The sequence below is a fragment of the Pseudomonas sp. NY8896 genome, assembly GCF_039634505.1.
Genome location: NZ_CP132350.1, coordinates 146858 through 161023, shown reverse-complemented (window position 1 = coordinate 161023; position 14166 = coordinate 146858). Strand labels below are relative to the sequence as shown.

At 56.9% G+C, this 14166-nt stretch carries 8 protein-coding genes and 2 rRNA genes; 5 read left to right on the top strand and 5 right to left on the bottom strand.

The window, feature by feature from the left end; all coding sequences use genetic code 11:
- Positions 1–126 precede the first annotated feature (126 nt).
- From Q9451_RS00765 to Q9451_RS00750, 4 genes are all read right to left on the bottom strand, one after another.
- Positions 127–3019 (bottom strand): 23S ribosomal RNA (locus Q9451_RS00765).
- 278 nt (positions 3020–3297) lie between these two features.
- A 16S ribosomal RNA gene (locus tag Q9451_RS00760) occupies positions 3298–4834 on the bottom strand.
- Together the 16S and 23S rRNA genes form the textbook arrangement of a ribosomal RNA operon.
- 568 nt (positions 4835–5402) lie before the next feature.
- Positions 5403–6623 (bottom strand): CaiB/BaiF CoA-transferase family protein, encoded by a 1221-nt coding sequence (locus tag Q9451_RS00755; RefSeq protein ID WP_012269963.1) that lies wholly within the window; start codon positions 6621–6623, stop codon positions 5403–5405.
- Between the two features lie 13 nt (positions 6624–6636).
- Positions 6637–7818 (bottom strand): acyl-CoA dehydrogenase, encoded by a 1182-nt coding sequence (locus Q9451_RS00750; RefSeq protein ID WP_012269962.1) that lies wholly within the window; start codon positions 7816–7818, stop codon positions 6637–6639.
- Positions 7819–7979: 161 nt separating this feature from the next.
- Here Q9451_RS00750 and Q9451_RS00745 point away from each other — a divergent pair, with 161 nt between their 5' ends.
- On the top strand, positions 7980–8897 hold the full coding sequence (locus tag Q9451_RS00745) for a LysR family transcriptional regulator (protein WP_012269961.1): 918 nt from the start codon (positions 7980–7982) through the stop codon (positions 8895–8897).
- A 12-nt stretch (positions 8898–8909) separates the two neighbouring features.
- Here Q9451_RS00745 and Q9451_RS00740 read toward each other — a convergent pair whose 3' ends face one another.
- Complete coding sequence (locus Q9451_RS00740; protein WP_141729060.1) at positions 8910–9323, bottom strand: hypothetical protein; 414 nt, start codon at positions 9321–9323, stop codon at positions 8910–8912.
- Here Q9451_RS00740 and Q9451_RS00735 point away from each other — a divergent pair.
- The 4 genes from Q9451_RS00735 to Q9451_RS00720 all read left to right on the top strand — a co-directional run bounded on the left by Q9451_RS00735 (position 9316) and on the right by Q9451_RS00720 (position 13882).
- Positions 9316–10437 carry a Re/Si-specific NAD(P)(+) transhydrogenase subunit alpha gene (locus Q9451_RS00735; RefSeq protein WP_012269960.1) on the top strand — a complete coding sequence of 374 codons (1122 nt, stop codon included), beginning with the start codon at positions 9316–9318 and terminating at the stop codon, positions 10435–10437. The genes Q9451_RS00740 and Q9451_RS00735 overlap by 8 nt on opposite strands.
- 11 nt (positions 10438–10448) lie before the next feature.
- The gene (locus Q9451_RS00730) at positions 10449–10763 is read left to right on the top strand and encodes an NAD(P) transhydrogenase subunit alpha (protein WP_003256966.1); all 315 of its coding nucleotides are present in this window, start codon (positions 10449–10451) and stop codon (positions 10761–10763) included.
- A gap of 2 nt (positions 10764–10765) precedes the next feature.
- Positions 10766–12202, top strand: a complete 1437-nt coding sequence (locus Q9451_RS00725; protein WP_003252919.1) for an NAD(P)(+) transhydrogenase (Re/Si-specific) subunit beta — start codon at positions 10766–10768, stop codon at positions 12200–12202.
- Positions 12203–12388: 186 nt separating this feature from the next.
- Positions 12389–13882 carry an acetyl-CoA hydrolase/transferase family protein gene (locus tag Q9451_RS00720; protein WP_012269958.1) on the top strand — a complete coding sequence of 498 codons (1494 nt, stop codon included), beginning with the start codon at positions 12389–12391 and terminating at the stop codon, positions 13880–13882.
- Positions 13883–14166: the final 284 nt, after the last annotated feature.

The window sequence follows — 14166 nt, the reverse complement described above, 5'->3', positions numbered from 1 at the left end:
GCCAGAATGTCCAGATGGACAGCCCAGCGAATTCGGATATGTGATTGTGTGGTTCGTTGCGAACTTTCGGTTCGTATCATCTTCACCACCGCAATTTGGCTGACGCGCAAATTGCTTGGGTGTTATATGGTCAAGCCTCACGGGCAATTAGTATTGGTTAGCTCAACGCCTCACAGCGCTTACACACCCAACCTATCAACGTCGTAGTCTTCGACGGCCCTTTAGGGGATTCAAGATCCCAGTGAGATCTCATCTTGAGGCAAGTTTCCCGCTTAGATGCTTTCAGCGGTTATCTCTTCCGAACATAGCTACCCGGCAATGCCACTGGCGTGACAACCGGAACACCAGAGGTTCGTCCACTCCGGTCCTCTCGTACTAGGAGCAGCCCCTCTCAAATCTCAAACGTCCACGGCAGATAGGGACCGAACTGTCTCACGACGTTCTAAACCCAGCTCGCGTACCACTTTAAATGGCGAACAGCCATACCCTTGGGACCGGCTTCAGCCCCAGGATGTGATGAGCCGACATCGAGGTGCCAAACACCGCCGTCGATATGAACTCTTGGGCGGTATCAGCCTGTTATCCCCGGAGTACCTTTTATCCGTTGAGCGATGGCCCTTCCATACAGAACCACCGGATCACTAAGACCTACTTTCGTACCTGCTCGACGTGTGTGTCTCGCAGTCAAGCGCGCTTTTGCCTTTATACTCTACGACCGATTTCCGACCGGTCTGAGCGCACCTTCGTACTCCTCCGTTACTCTTTGGGAGGAGACCGCCCCAGTCAAACTACCCACCATACACTGTCATCGATCCGGATAACGGACCTGAGTTAGAACCTCAAAGTTGCCAGGGTGGTATTTCAAGGATGGCTCCATGAGAACTGGCGTCCCCACTTCAAAGCCTCCCACCTATCCTACACAAGCAAATTCAAAGTCCAGTGCAAAGCTATAGTAAAGGTTCACGGGGTCTTTCCGTCTAGCCGCGGATACACTGCATCTTCACAGCGATTTCAATTTCACTGAGTCTCGGGTGGAGACAGCGCCGCCATCGTTACGCCATTCGTGCAGGTCGGAACTTACCCGACAAGGAATTTCGCTACCTTAGGACCGTTATAGTTACGGCCGCCGTTTACCGGGGCTTCGATCAAGAGCTTCGCTTGCGCTAACCCCATCAATTAACCTTCCGGCACCGGGCAGGCGTCACACCCTATACGTCCACTTTCGTGTTTGCAGAGTGCTGTGTTTTTAATAAACAGTCGCAGCGGCCTGGTATCTTCGACCGGCATGGGCTTACGGAGCAAGTCCTTCACCCTCGCCGGCGCACCTTCTCCCGAAGTTACGGTGCCATTTTGCCTAGTTCCTTCACCCGAGTTCTCTCAAGCGCCTTGGTATTCTCTACCTAACCACCTGTGTCGGTTTGGGGTACGGTTCCCAGTTATCTGAAGCTTAGGAGCTTTTCTTGGAAGCATGGTATCAACCACTTCGTCGCCTAAAGGCAACTCGTCATCAGCTCTCGGCCTTAGAATCCCGGATTTGCCTAAGATTCCAGCCTACCACCTTAAACCTGGACAACCAACGCCAGGCTGGCCTAACCTTCTCCGTCCCTCCATCGCAATAACTGGAAGTACAGGAATATTAACCTGTTTTCCATCGACTACGCTTTTCAGCCTCGCCTTAGGGACCGACTAACCCTGCGTCGATTAACGTTGCGCAGGAAACCTTGGTCTTTCGGCGTGCGAGTTTTTCACTCGCATTGTCGTTACTCATGTCAGCATTCGCACTTCTGATACCTCCAGCAAGCTTCTCAACTCACCTTCACAGGCTTACAGAACGCTCCTCTACCGCATCACCAAAAGGTGATACCCGTAGCTTCGGTGCATGGTTTGAGCCCCGTTACATCTTCCGCGCAGGCCGACTCGACTAGTGAGCTATTACGCTTTCTTTAAAGGGTGGCTGCTTCTAAGCCAACCTCCTAGCTGTCTAAGCCTTCCCACATCGTTTCCCACTTAACCATGACTTTGGGACCTTAGCTGACGGTCTGGGTTGTTTCCCTTTTCACGACGGACGTTAGCACCCGCCGTGTGTCTCCCATGCTCGGCACTTGTAGGTATTCGGAGTTTGCATCGGTTTGGTAAGTCGGGATGACCCCCTAGCCGAAACAGTGCTCTACCCCCTACAGTGATACATGAGGCGCTACCTAAATAGCTTTCGAGGAGAACCAGCTATCTCCGAGCTTGATTAGCCTTTCACTCCGATCCACAGGTCATCCGCTAACTTTTCAACGGTAGTCGGTTCGGTCCTCCAGTCAGTGTTACCTAACCTTCAACCTGCCCATGGATAGATCGCCCGGTTTCGGGTCTATACCCAGCGACTAAACGCCCTATTAAGACTCGCTTTCGCTACGCCTCCCCTATTCGGTTAAGCTCGCCACTGAATATAAGTCGCTGACCCATTATACAAAAGGTACGCAGTCACCTAACAAAGTAGGCTCCCACTGCTTGTACGCATACGGTTTCAGGTTCTATTTCACTCCCCTCTCCGGGGTTCTTTTCGCCTTTCCCTCACGGTACTGGTTCACTATCGGTCAGTCAGTAGTATTTAGCCTTGGAGGATGGTCCCCCCATATTCAGACAAAGTTTCTCGTGCTCCGTCCTACTCGATTTCATTGATAAGAGATTTTCGTGTACGGGGCTATCACCCACTATGGCCGCACTTTCCAGAGCGTTCCACTAATCTCAAACCAACTTAAGGGCTGGTCCCCGTTCGCTCGCCACTACTAAGGGAATCTCGGTTGATTTCTTTTCCTCAGGGTACTTAGATGTTTCAGTTCCCCTGGTTCGCCTCTTGCACCTATGTATTCAGTACAAGATAACCAGCTTATGCTGGCTGGGTTCCCCCATTCAGAGATCTCTGGATCACAGTCTGCTTGCCGACTCCCCAAAGCTTATCGCAGGCTACCACGTCTTTCATCGCCTCTGACTGCCAAGGCATCCACCGTATGCGCTTCTTCACTTGACCATATAACCCCAAGCAATCTGGTTATACTGTGAAGACGACATTCGCCGAAAATTCGCACGTCGCTCTTTCGAGCAGAACTCACAAATTTTACCTTAGCCTGATTAACCAGCAGTGAAACTGGCCATCAGTCTATTTCTATCACATATCCGAATTTTTAAAGAACGATTTGACAAAAGTCAGAAGTCAACATTCGCAGGGAATGCTCATTTCTGAGTTCTGATCAGCAAATGAATCAAGCAATTCGTGTGGGAGCTCATCAGCAGGCTGATGTCGTCGATTAAGGAGGTGATCCAGCCGCAGGTTCCCCTACGGCTACCTTGTTACGACTTCACCCCAGTCATGAATCACACCGTGGTAACCGTCCTCCCGAAGGTTAGACTAGCTACTTCTGGTGCAACCCACTCCCATGGTGTGACGGGCGGTGTGTACAAGGCCCGGGAACGTATTCACCGCGACATTCTGATTCGCGATTACTAGCGATTCCGACTTCACGCAGTCGAGTTGCAGACTGCGATCCGGACTACGATCGGTTTTGTGAGATTAGCTCCACCTCGCGGCTTGGCAACCCTCTGTACCGACCATTGTAGCACGTGTGTAGCCCAGGCCGTAAGGGCCATGATGACTTGACGTCATCCCCACCTTCCTCCGGTTTGTCACCGGCAGTCTCCTTAGAGTGCCCACCATAACGTGCTGGTAACTAAGGACAAGGGTTGCGCTCGTTACGGGACTTAACCCAACATCTCACGACACGAGCTGACGACAGCCATGCAGCACCTGTGTCAGAGTTCCCGAAGGCACCAATCCATCTCTGGAAAGTTCTCTGCATGTCAAGGCCTGGTAAGGTTCTTCGCGTTGCTTCGAATTAAACCACATGCTCCACCGCTTGTGCGGGCCCCCGTCAATTCATTTGAGTTTTAACCTTGCGGCCGTACTCCCCAGGCGGTCAACTTAATGCGTTAGCTGCGCCACTAAAATCTCAAGGATTCCAACGGCTAGTTGACATCGTTTACGGCGTGGACTACCAGGGTATCTAATCCTGTTTGCTCCCCACGCTTTCGCACCTCAGTGTCAGTATCAGTCCAGGTGGTCGCCTTCGCCACTGGTGTTCCTTCCTATATCTACGCATTTCACCGCTACACAGGAAATTCCACCACCCTCTACCGTACTCTAGCTTGCCAGTTTTGGATGCAGTTCCCAGGTTGAGCCCGGGGCTTTCACATCCAACTTAACAAACCACCTACGCGCGCTTTACGCCCAGTAATTCCGATTAACGCTTGCACCCTCTGTATTACCGCGGCTGCTGGCACAGAGTTAGCCGGTGCTTATTCTGTCGGTAACGTCAAAACAGCAAGGTATTAACTTACTGCCCTTCCTCCCAACTTAAAGTGCTTTACAATCCGAAGACCTTCTTCACACACGCGGCATGGCTGGATCAGGCTTTCGCCCATTGTCCAATATTCCCCACTGCTGCCTCCCGTAGGAGTCTGGACCGTGTCTCAGTTCCAGTGTGACTGATCATCCTCTCAGACCAGTTACGGATCGTCGCCTTGGTGAGCCATTACCCCACCAACTAGCTAATCCGACCTAGGCTCATCTGATAGCGCAAGGCCCGAAGGTCCCCTGCTTTCTCCCGTAGGACGTATGCGGTATTAGCGTTCCTTTCGAAACGTTGTCCCCCACTACCAGGCAGATTCCTAGGCATTACTCACCCGTCCGCCGCTGAATCAAGGAGCAAGCTCCCGTCATCCGCTCGACTTGCATGTGTTAGGCCTGCCGCCAGCGTTCAATCTGAGCCATGATCAAACTCTTCAGTTCAATACTGCTTGGGTTTTTAAGAAACCCTAAACTTGGCTCAGCAATCTCAAATGACTATGTGATTTCTCGCATGGCCACTTGTGATGCTGATAATCTTTTTGACTATCAGTCCGTACTCACAAGCACCCACACGAATTGCTTGATTCAATTTGTTAAAGAGCGTTTGGTTAAGAGCTTTTCGTCTCAACCGAGGCGCGCATTCTACGCTTTCCTCAGAGCCTGTCAAGCGTTTATTTTGAAGTTTTTTGCGAGAAACTCGTTTAGCTTCAAACACTTGGCTCGCTGCGATCTCTCGTAGCGGGAGGCGAATCATACAGCACCAAGAAGCGCTGTCAACCACCATTTCAACCGCTTGCGATCATTCGATCGTAGCCCTTCCAACACCACCTTAACTACTTAACTCATTGAATTTCAAGGAGTTTGTCGTTCCGATGTCGCTGGAAGTGGGGCGCATTATAAGGGGATTCGAAACCCCGTCAACCTTTAATTTTAAGAAACCTTCATATCGCTGAAAAGCAAAGCGGGGAGGCCTGACGGCCTCCCCGCTTTTCAGTGCAACCCGCGGTTTCTAAAGTACACCAGCGCCGCGTAGTCGCTGCAGCTCGCCGGCACCCAACCCCAACACTTCCCCCAGCACCACGTCGGTATGCTCGCCCAACAGTGGCGGCGCCCGGCGATACTCCACCGGCGTCTCCGACAAGCGTATCGGGCTCGCGACCTGCGGTACGCTACCCGCCAACGGATGCGCCATACTTACCGCCAGCCCTCGCGCCAGCACCTGGGGGTCCTGGAACATCTGCGCCAGGTCATTGATTGGCCCACACGGCACCCCTGCAGCTTCCAGCTGGCGCACCCATTCAGCCGTGGTCTTGAACACCGTGGCTTGGCGTATCAGTGGAATCAGCTCGGCCCTGTTCGCCACCCGCAGTTTATTGGTCACAAAGCGCGGGTCATCCGCCCATTGCGGCTGCCCGGCCACTTCGGCGAACTTGCGGAACTGGCTGTCATTACCCACGGTAAGAATGAAGTCGCCATCCGCCGTCGGGAAATCCTGATAAGGCACTATGTTGGGATGCGCATTACCCAGCCGGCGAGGCGAGGTGCCTGTGGTCAGATAGTTCATTGCCTGATTCGCCAGGCAGGCCACCTGCACATCGAGCAATGCCATATCGACATGCTGGCCGACCCCGGTCTGATCCCGGTGGGCGAGGGCAGCAAGCATGGCAACCGTGGAATACAGCCCGGTCAGAATGTCGGTAAGCGCTACACCCACCTTCACCGGCCCTGCACCTGCCTCACCTTCCGGGCGACCGGTCAGGCTCATCAGCCCACCCAGCCCCTGGATCATGAAGTCATAGCCAGCGCGCTTGGCATATGGGCCGGTCTGGCCGAAGCCCGTAATGGAGCAATAGATAAGCTGTGGGTTGACTGCCTTCAGGCTCTGGTAGTCCAGGCCATAGGCAGCCAGCCCACCCACCTTGAAGTTCTCGATGACGATATCGCACTTAGCCGCCAACTCACGCACCAGGCGCTGCCCCTCGGGCTGGGTAAAGTCGATGGTCACCGAACGCTTGTTGCGATTGGCCGACAGGTAGTAGGCCGCCTCGCCGGTGTTCTCACCCTCGACATCCTTGAGGAAGGGTGGCCCCCATGAGCGGGTATCGTCGCCACTGCCAGGGCGCTCGACCTTGATCACGTCAGCGCCAAGGTCAGCGAGAATCTGGCCAGACCACGGGCCGGCCAACACGCGCGAAAGGTCCAGCACCCGCAGATGTGATAGCGCGCCCATGGACTGCTCCTTATTAATAGAAGGCCTGGATACCGGTTTGCGCACGCCCCAGAATCAGCGCATGCACGTCATGAGTACCTTCGTAGGTGTTGACCACCTCCAGGTTGACCAGGTGGCGGGCCACACCAAACTCGTCGGAGATGCCGTTGCCACCGAGCATGTCGCGCGCCATACGGGCGATATCCAGCGCCTTGCCGCAGGAGTTGCGCTTCATGATCGAGGTAATCTCCACTGCAGCCGTTCCTTCGTCCTTCATGCGCCCCAGGCGCAGGCAGCCTTGCAGCGCCAGCGTGATTTCCGTCTGCATGTCGGCCAGCTTTTTCTGGATCAATTGGTTGGCGGCCAACGGGCGTCCGAACTGCTGGCGGTCCAGGGTGTATTGGCGGGCGGTGTGCCAGCAAGCTTCAGCGGCACCCAGCGCCCCCCAGGAAATACCGTAGCGAGCCGAGTTCAGGCAGGTGAACGGGCCTTTGAGGCCACGTACATCCGGGAAAATGTTCTCGTCCGGCACAAACACATTGTCCATGACGATTTCGCCAGTGATCGAGGCGCGCAGGCCGACCTTGCCATGGATCGCCGGAGCACTGAGGCCCTGCCAGCCTTTCTCCAGTACGAAGCCACGGATATCGCCCTCATCGTCCTTGGCCCAGACCACGAACACGTCGGCGATGGGGCTGTTGGTGATCCACATCTTGCTGCCGGTAAGACGGTAGCCACCGTCCACCTTCCTGGCCCGGGTAATCATCGAGCCCGGGTCGGAGCCATGGTTAGGTTCGGTCAGGCCGAAGCAACCGATCCACTCGCCACTCGCCAACTTGGGCAGGTACTTCTGTTTTTGTGCCTCGGTGCCAAATTCGTTGATCGGCACCATCACCAGCGACGACTGCACACTCATCATCGAGCGGTAACCTGAGTCGATGCGTTCCACTTCGCGGGCAATCAGGCCATAGCACACGTAATTCAAACCGCTGCCACCGTACTGCTCGGGAATGGTTGCACCCAGCAGGCCGATTTCACCCATCTCGCGGAAGATCGCCGGGTCGGTCTGCTCATGACGGAAAGCCTCGAGCACACGTGGGGCCAGCTTGTCCTGGGCGAACTGATAAGCGCTGTCACGCACCATGCGCTCTTCTTCAGTGAGCTGCTGATCCAGCAGCAGCGGGTCGATCCAGTTGAAGCTTGCTTTACCGGCCATGAGCGAAATCCTCGTAATAGGGGGCAGTTTCTTGTGCCTTTGAGCCTAGGCTTGATCAGCCGCCGGGACAAACGAGGATTGCGCACCAATTAGTGATAATTTGTCACTTCGTAAATCGGCAAAACGCCATATTGACAGCCTTACAAGTGAGGTTGACGTACATGCGCCGCAAGATCCCCAGTACCGCCGCTCTGGTTTGCTTCGAAGCGGCGGCACGTAACGAAAGCTTTACCAAGGCTGCCCAGGAACTCGCCCTGACCCAAAGCGCCGTCTGTCGGCAGATCGGTGGGCTAGAAGCCTTCCTTAATGTGGAACTGTTCCGCCGCTCGCGCAGGGGCGTGAAGCTTACCGAAGCCGGCCTGTCCTACAGTCGCCAGGTGGCCACCCAGCTGGACGCCGTGGAACGCGATACCTTGTCGGTGATGCGCCTGCAGGGCGCCAATGTGATCGAGCTGGCGGTGGTGCCGACGTTTGGCACTCAATGGCTGCTACCACGGCTCAAGGACTTCCAGCAGCGCCACCCAGAGGTCACGGTCAATCTCACCAACCGCACCCGGCCATTCCTGTTTGCGGACACAACCTTCGATGCCGCCATCTATTTTGGTGATGCCGATTGGTCTGGCACCCAGTCGCACAGGCTGATGGGGGAAAACCCAGTACCGGTGTGCAGCCCGGTACTGCTGGATGGGCAGGGCAAGCTCGAGGCACGCCACATCGCGCAGCTTCCCCTGCTGCAGCAAAGCACGCGCCCCTATGCCTGGCGGCAATGGTTCGGCAGCGTAGGTATGAATGTTGAACGCGACATGACAGGCCCGCGCTATGAACTATTCTCGATGCTCGCCCAGGCGGCCATGCACGAAATGGGCATTGCCCTGATACCGCCGTTCCTGATCCAGCGAGAGCTGGAGGAGGGTAGGCTGGTGGTCGCTAACAGGCATGCCCTGAGTAGCGACAAGGCTTACTATCTGATGATTCCCGAACGCAAGGTAGAGTCAGCATCGCTACGTGCGTTTCGCGACTGGCTGGTGAGCCAGGCCCAGGCATACACAGGCAAAACAAGAACAAGTGCGACAAATTGACTCTGTAGTCAATTATTTTAAACACCTACAGATATATGTATTTGTCGCTTTTTCGAAAACTGTAATGCAGGCATAAAAATACCCTTTAACCCTGCTTAACACGCGGCTTTGCGGGTTATTTTGCGACATCCACCAATCCGTAAGCGAATTCTTCGCATTTTTTTTGTTTTTTTCTCCTAATCTGCCAATAGCCCATGCTTGACGGGCTGCAGCCTTATCGCTGCGACAAGCGGTCACAGGGTGACTTGTAGTTTTAACTTCGTTTCGCTCCAGAACCGGTTGAAGGCCTCTGGGTTCGTCTGCAAAATGCTTCGCCCGCCCGGTATCCGGCGGGCCGGCGCTCCACAGCCGCCCCAGCTCACCATCCGAAGTGTGCTGGCTTTTACAAAGACAAAAGGTCACCGCAGGAGAAATAGTCGTGCACATTGGTGTTCCTCTCGAGACGCAGACCGGTGAGACAAGGGTCGCTGCGACCCCCGAAACCATCAAGAAACTGATTGGCCAGGGCCATCAGGTCACCGTCCAACGGGGTGCAGGGCTCAACGCCGCCATTCCGGACAGTGCCTATGAGGCCGTGGGTGCTTCCCTGGGGAGCGCAGCCGACGCCTACGGCGCCCAATTGGTACTCAAAGTGGTCGCCCCCAACGACCAGGAATTGGCCCTGATCAACAGTGGCAGCCTGCTGGTGGGCATGCTCAACCCGTTCAACAGCGAACTGATCGGCAAGATGGCCGAACGCGGCATCACCGCTTTCGCCCTGGAGGCCGCGCCGCGTACCTCTCGGGCGCAAAGCCTGGATGTGCTGTCGTCGCAAGCCAACATCGCCGGTTACAAGGCCGTGTTGCTGGCAGCCCATCACTACCCACGCTTCATGCCCATGCTGATGACCGCTGCCGGTACCGTTAAGGCCGCACGCGTGCTGATCCTCGGCGCGGGCGTTGCCGGCCTGCAGGCCATTGCCACGGCCAAGCGCCTGGGTGCGGTGATCGAAGCATCCGATGTACGCCCAGCCGTGAAGGAGCAGATCGAGTCGCTGGGCGCCAAATTCATCGACGTGCCCTATGAGACCGACGAAGAGCGCGAGTGCGCCGAAGGCGTCGGCGGCTACGCCCGACCCATGCCGGCCAGCTGGATGCAACGCCAGGCCCAGGCCGTGCACGAACGCGCCAAGCAGGCCGATATCGTCATTACCACCGCGCTGATCCCCGGGCGCAAGGCACCGACCTTGCTCAGTGCCGAAACCGTGGCGCAGATGAAGCCCGGCTCGGTGGTCATCGACCTGGCTGCGGCCCAGGGCGGCAACTGCCCACTGACCGTTGCCGACCAGGTGGTGCAGGAAAACGGCGTGACCATCGTCGGCCCGACCAACCTGCCGGCGCAGGTGGGTGCCGATGCCTCGGCGCTGTACGCGCGCAACCTGCTGGACTTCATGAAGCTGCTGTTCGACAAGGACGGCGCGCTGGTCATCAACCTCGAAGACGACATCGTCGCGGCCTGCCTGATGTGCCGTGATGGTCAGGTCGTCCGCAAGAACGGCTAAGGAGCACGACAATGGAAGACATGCTGATTTCCCACGGCATCTACAACCTGATCATCTTCGTGCTGGCCATCTATGTGGGCTACCACGTGGTGTGGAACGTCACCCCGGCGCTGCACACCCCACTGATGGCGGTTACCAACGCCATTTCGGCGATCGTCATCGTCGGTGCCATGCTGGCTGCCGCGCTGACCGTGACCCCGGCTGGCAAGCTGATGGGCACGCTTGCCGTGGCCCTGGCTGCAGTCAATGTGTTCGGTGGCTTCCTGGTCACCCGCCGCATGCTTGAAATGTTCAAGAAGAAAACCAAGAACGAGGCGCAGAAGTAAGCATGAGCATGAATCTGGTAACGCTCCTCTACCTCGTCGCCTCGGTGTGCTTCATCCAGGCGCTCAAGGGCCTGTCGCACCCGACTACCTCGCGGCGCGGCAACCTGTTTGGCATGATTGGCATGGGGCTCGCCATCCTTACCACGGTTGGCCTCATTTATAAGCTAGGTGCAGAACTGGCCACCGCCGGCATCGGCTATGTCATCGTCGGCCTGCTGGTCGGTGGCACCGCCGGCTCGATCATGGCCAAGCGCGTCGAGATGACCAAGATGCCGGAGCTGGTCGCTTTCATGCACAGCATGATCGGCCTGGCGGCGGTGTTCATCGCCATCGCCGCCGTACTCGAGCCGCAGTCGATGGGCATCGTTGCCGCCATCAGTGACCCGATCCCTACCGGCAACCGCCTGGAGCTGTTCCTCGGTGCTGCCATCGGTGCCATTACCTTCTCCGGTTCGGTGATCGCCTTCGGCAAGCTGTCGGGCAAGTACAAGTTCCGCCTGTTCCAAGGCGCTCCTGTACAGTTCGCGGGCCAGCACAAGCTGAACCTGATCCTCGGCCTGACCACCATCGCCCTGGGCCTGCTGTTCACTTTCACCGGTCATTACAGTGCCTTCACCCTGATGCTGGTCCTGGCCTTCATCATGGGCGTGCTGATCATTATTCCGATCGGCGGCGCCGACATGCCGGTGGTGGTGTCGATGCTTAACAGCTATTCGGGCTGGGCAGCGGCCGGTATCGGCTTCTCCCTGAACAACTCGATGCTGATCATCGCAGGCTCCTTGGTGGGCTCGTCCGGTGCCATCCTCTCGTACATCATGTGCAAGGCGATGAACCGTTCGTTCTTCAACGTCATCCTCGGCGGCTTCGGTGGCGATACCGACACTGGCGCGGCGCAAGGTTCGCAAGAACAGCGCCCGGTGAAATCTGGTTCGGCTGACGATGCCACCTTCCTGCTCAGCAATGCCGACAGCGTAATCATCGTCCCAGGCTACGGCCTGGCGGTGGCCCGTGCCCAGCACGCATTGAAGGAGCTTACCGAGAAGCTGACCCACAACGGCGTAACCGTGAAGTATGCGATTCACCCAGTGGCGGGCCGCATGCCCGGGCATATGAACGTCCTGCTGGCCGAAGCCGAAGTGCCATACGACCAGGTGTTCGAGATGGAGGACATCAACGCCGAGTTCGGACAGGCCGACGTGGTGCTGGTGCTGGGCGCCAACGATGTGGTCAACCCGGCGGCGAAGAACGACCCCAAATCGCCAATCGCCGGCATGCCGATCCTCGAAGCGTTCAAGGCCAAGACCATCATCGTCAACAAGCGCTCCATGGCCAGCGGCTATGCTGGCCTGGACAACGAACTGTTCTACTTGGACAAGACCATGATGGTGTTCGGTGACGCCAAGAAGGTCATCGAGGACATGGTCAAAGCAGTGGAGTGACAACGGCCGCTGCAAACCAGCTGATATAAAGGAAGCCCCGGTCAGAATCTGTCGGGGCTTTCCTTTTATTGATCCGGATCAACGGCTCTACTTCAAGGCTTCTCATACGACCATGGTCGTGGGACGGCAATGGGCGAAATCTCTAGACTGCGCTGCAGTAGTTTCAGTAGCCCGAGATAACAATCCATGTACCGTGATCGTATCCGCTTGTCCTCCCTGCACAGCAAGGTAATGAGTGCGGCTGATGCCGCTGGTCTGATCGAGGACGGCATGACCGTCGGCATGAGCGGTTTCACCCGCGCCGGCGAAGCCAAGGCCGTACCGCATGCACTGGCCGAACGTGCCAAGCAGTCGCCACTGAAAATCAGCCTGATGACCGGCGCCAGCCTGGGCAACGACCTGGACAAGCAACTGACCGAGGCCGGCGTGCTGGCTCGCCGCATGCCGTTCCAGGTCGACAGCACCCTGCGCAAGGCCATTAACGATGGCCAGGTGATGTTCATCGACCAGCACCTGTCGGAAACCGTCGAGCAATTGCGCAACCAGCAGCTGAAGCTGCCGGACATCGCAGTCATCGAAGCCGTGGCCATCACCGAGCAAGGCCACATCGTGCCGACCACCTCGGTGGGCAACTCGGCCAGCTTCGCGATCTTCGCCAAGCAGGTGATTGTCGAGATCAACCTCTCGCACAACACCAACCTCGAAGGCCTGCATGACATCTACATCCCGACCTACCGCCCGACCCGCACCCCCATCCCGCTGGTCAAGGTAGACGACCGTATCGGCAGCACCGCCATCCCGATCGACCCGGCCAAGATCGTCGGTATCGTCATCAGCGACCAGCCAGACTCGCCGTCCACTGTGCTGCCGCCAGATGATGAAACCCAAGGCATCGCCGACCACCTGATCAACTTCCTCAAAAAGGAAGTGGACGCTGGCCGCATGACCAACAAGCTCGGCCCGCTGCAAGCCGGTATCGGCAGCATCGCCAACGCGGTGATGTGCGGCCTGATCGAATCGCCGTTCGAAGACCTGACCATGTACTCCGAAGTACTGCAGGACTCCACCTTCGACCTGATCGACGCCGGCAAGCTGAGCTTCGCCTCGGGCAGCTCGATCACCTTGTCCAGCCGCCGCAACGCCGACGTGTTCGGCAACCTGGAGCGCTACAAGGACAAGCTGGTGCTGCGCCCGCAGGAAATCTCCAACCACCCGGAAGTGGTACGTCGCCTGGGCATTATTGGTATCAACACCGCACTGGAGTTCGATATCTACGGCAACGTCAACTCCACCCACGTCTGCGGTACCCGGATGATGAACGGCATTGGCGGTTCGGGCGATTTCGCTCGTAACGCCCACCTGGCCGTATTCGTCACCAAGTCGATTGCCAAAGGTGGCGCGATTTCCAGCGTGGTGCCAATGGTCAGCCATGTCGATCACACCGAGCACGACGTGGACATCCTGGTCACCGAGCAGGGCCTGGCCGACCTGCGTGGTCTGGCGCCGCGCGAACGGGCACGGGCGATCATCGACAACTGTGTGCACCCAGACTACCGCGCTGCGCTGAACGATTACTTCGATCGCGCCTGCCAGCGTGGCGGCCATACCCCGCACATCCTGCGTGAAGCGTTGAGCTGGCACGAGAACCTGGAAGAAACCGGGCGCATGCTGGCTAGCTGATGGAGAAGCGGCCTTGTGTCGCGATGGGGCTGCACAGCAGCCCCTTCTTTTTCAGCTGTAACGCCGCAATCCTGGGCCGGTCTGCGGCCTTGTCGCGACACAAGGCCGCACCATTACGACTGTGCTGCACAGTCCGGCCTTCCTTCTTTATAAAACTGTTCTACTGTACCGGTTTTCAACCAATCCTCGCCGCTTAAAACCATCTCCATCTCTTAAATCGCACCATATTCGTGCAGACCAGTACAGTTGCGCCATTTTCGAGTGCAACAGTAGGGTTACACAGT

Coding starts and splice junctions, on each gene's coding strand:
- Q9451_RS00750 (WP_012269962.1), bottom strand. CDS start 7,818: ATGGCCGGTAAAGCAAGCTTCAACTGGATCGACCCGCTGCTGCTGGAT.
- Q9451_RS00755 (WP_012269963.1), bottom strand. CDS start 6,623: ATGGGCGCGCTATCACATCTGCGGGTGCTGGACCTTTCGCGCGTGTTG.
- Q9451_RS00745 (WP_012269961.1), top strand. CDS start 7,980: ATGCGCCGCAAGATCCCCAGTACCGCCGCTCTGGTTTGCTTCGAAGCG.
- Q9451_RS00720 (WP_012269958.1), top strand. CDS start 12,389: ATGTACCGTGATCGTATCCGCTTGTCCTCCCTGCACAGCAAGGTAATG.
- Q9451_RS00725 (WP_003252919.1), top strand. CDS start 10,766: ATGAGCATGAATCTGGTAACGCTCCTCTACCTCGTCGCCTCGGTGTGC.
- Q9451_RS00730 (WP_003256966.1), top strand. CDS start 10,449: ATGGAAGACATGCTGATTTCCCACGGCATCTACAACCTGATCATCTTC.
- Q9451_RS00740 (WP_141729060.1), bottom strand. CDS start 9,323: ATGTGCACGACTATTTCTCCTGCGGTGACCTTTTGTCTTTGTAAAAGC.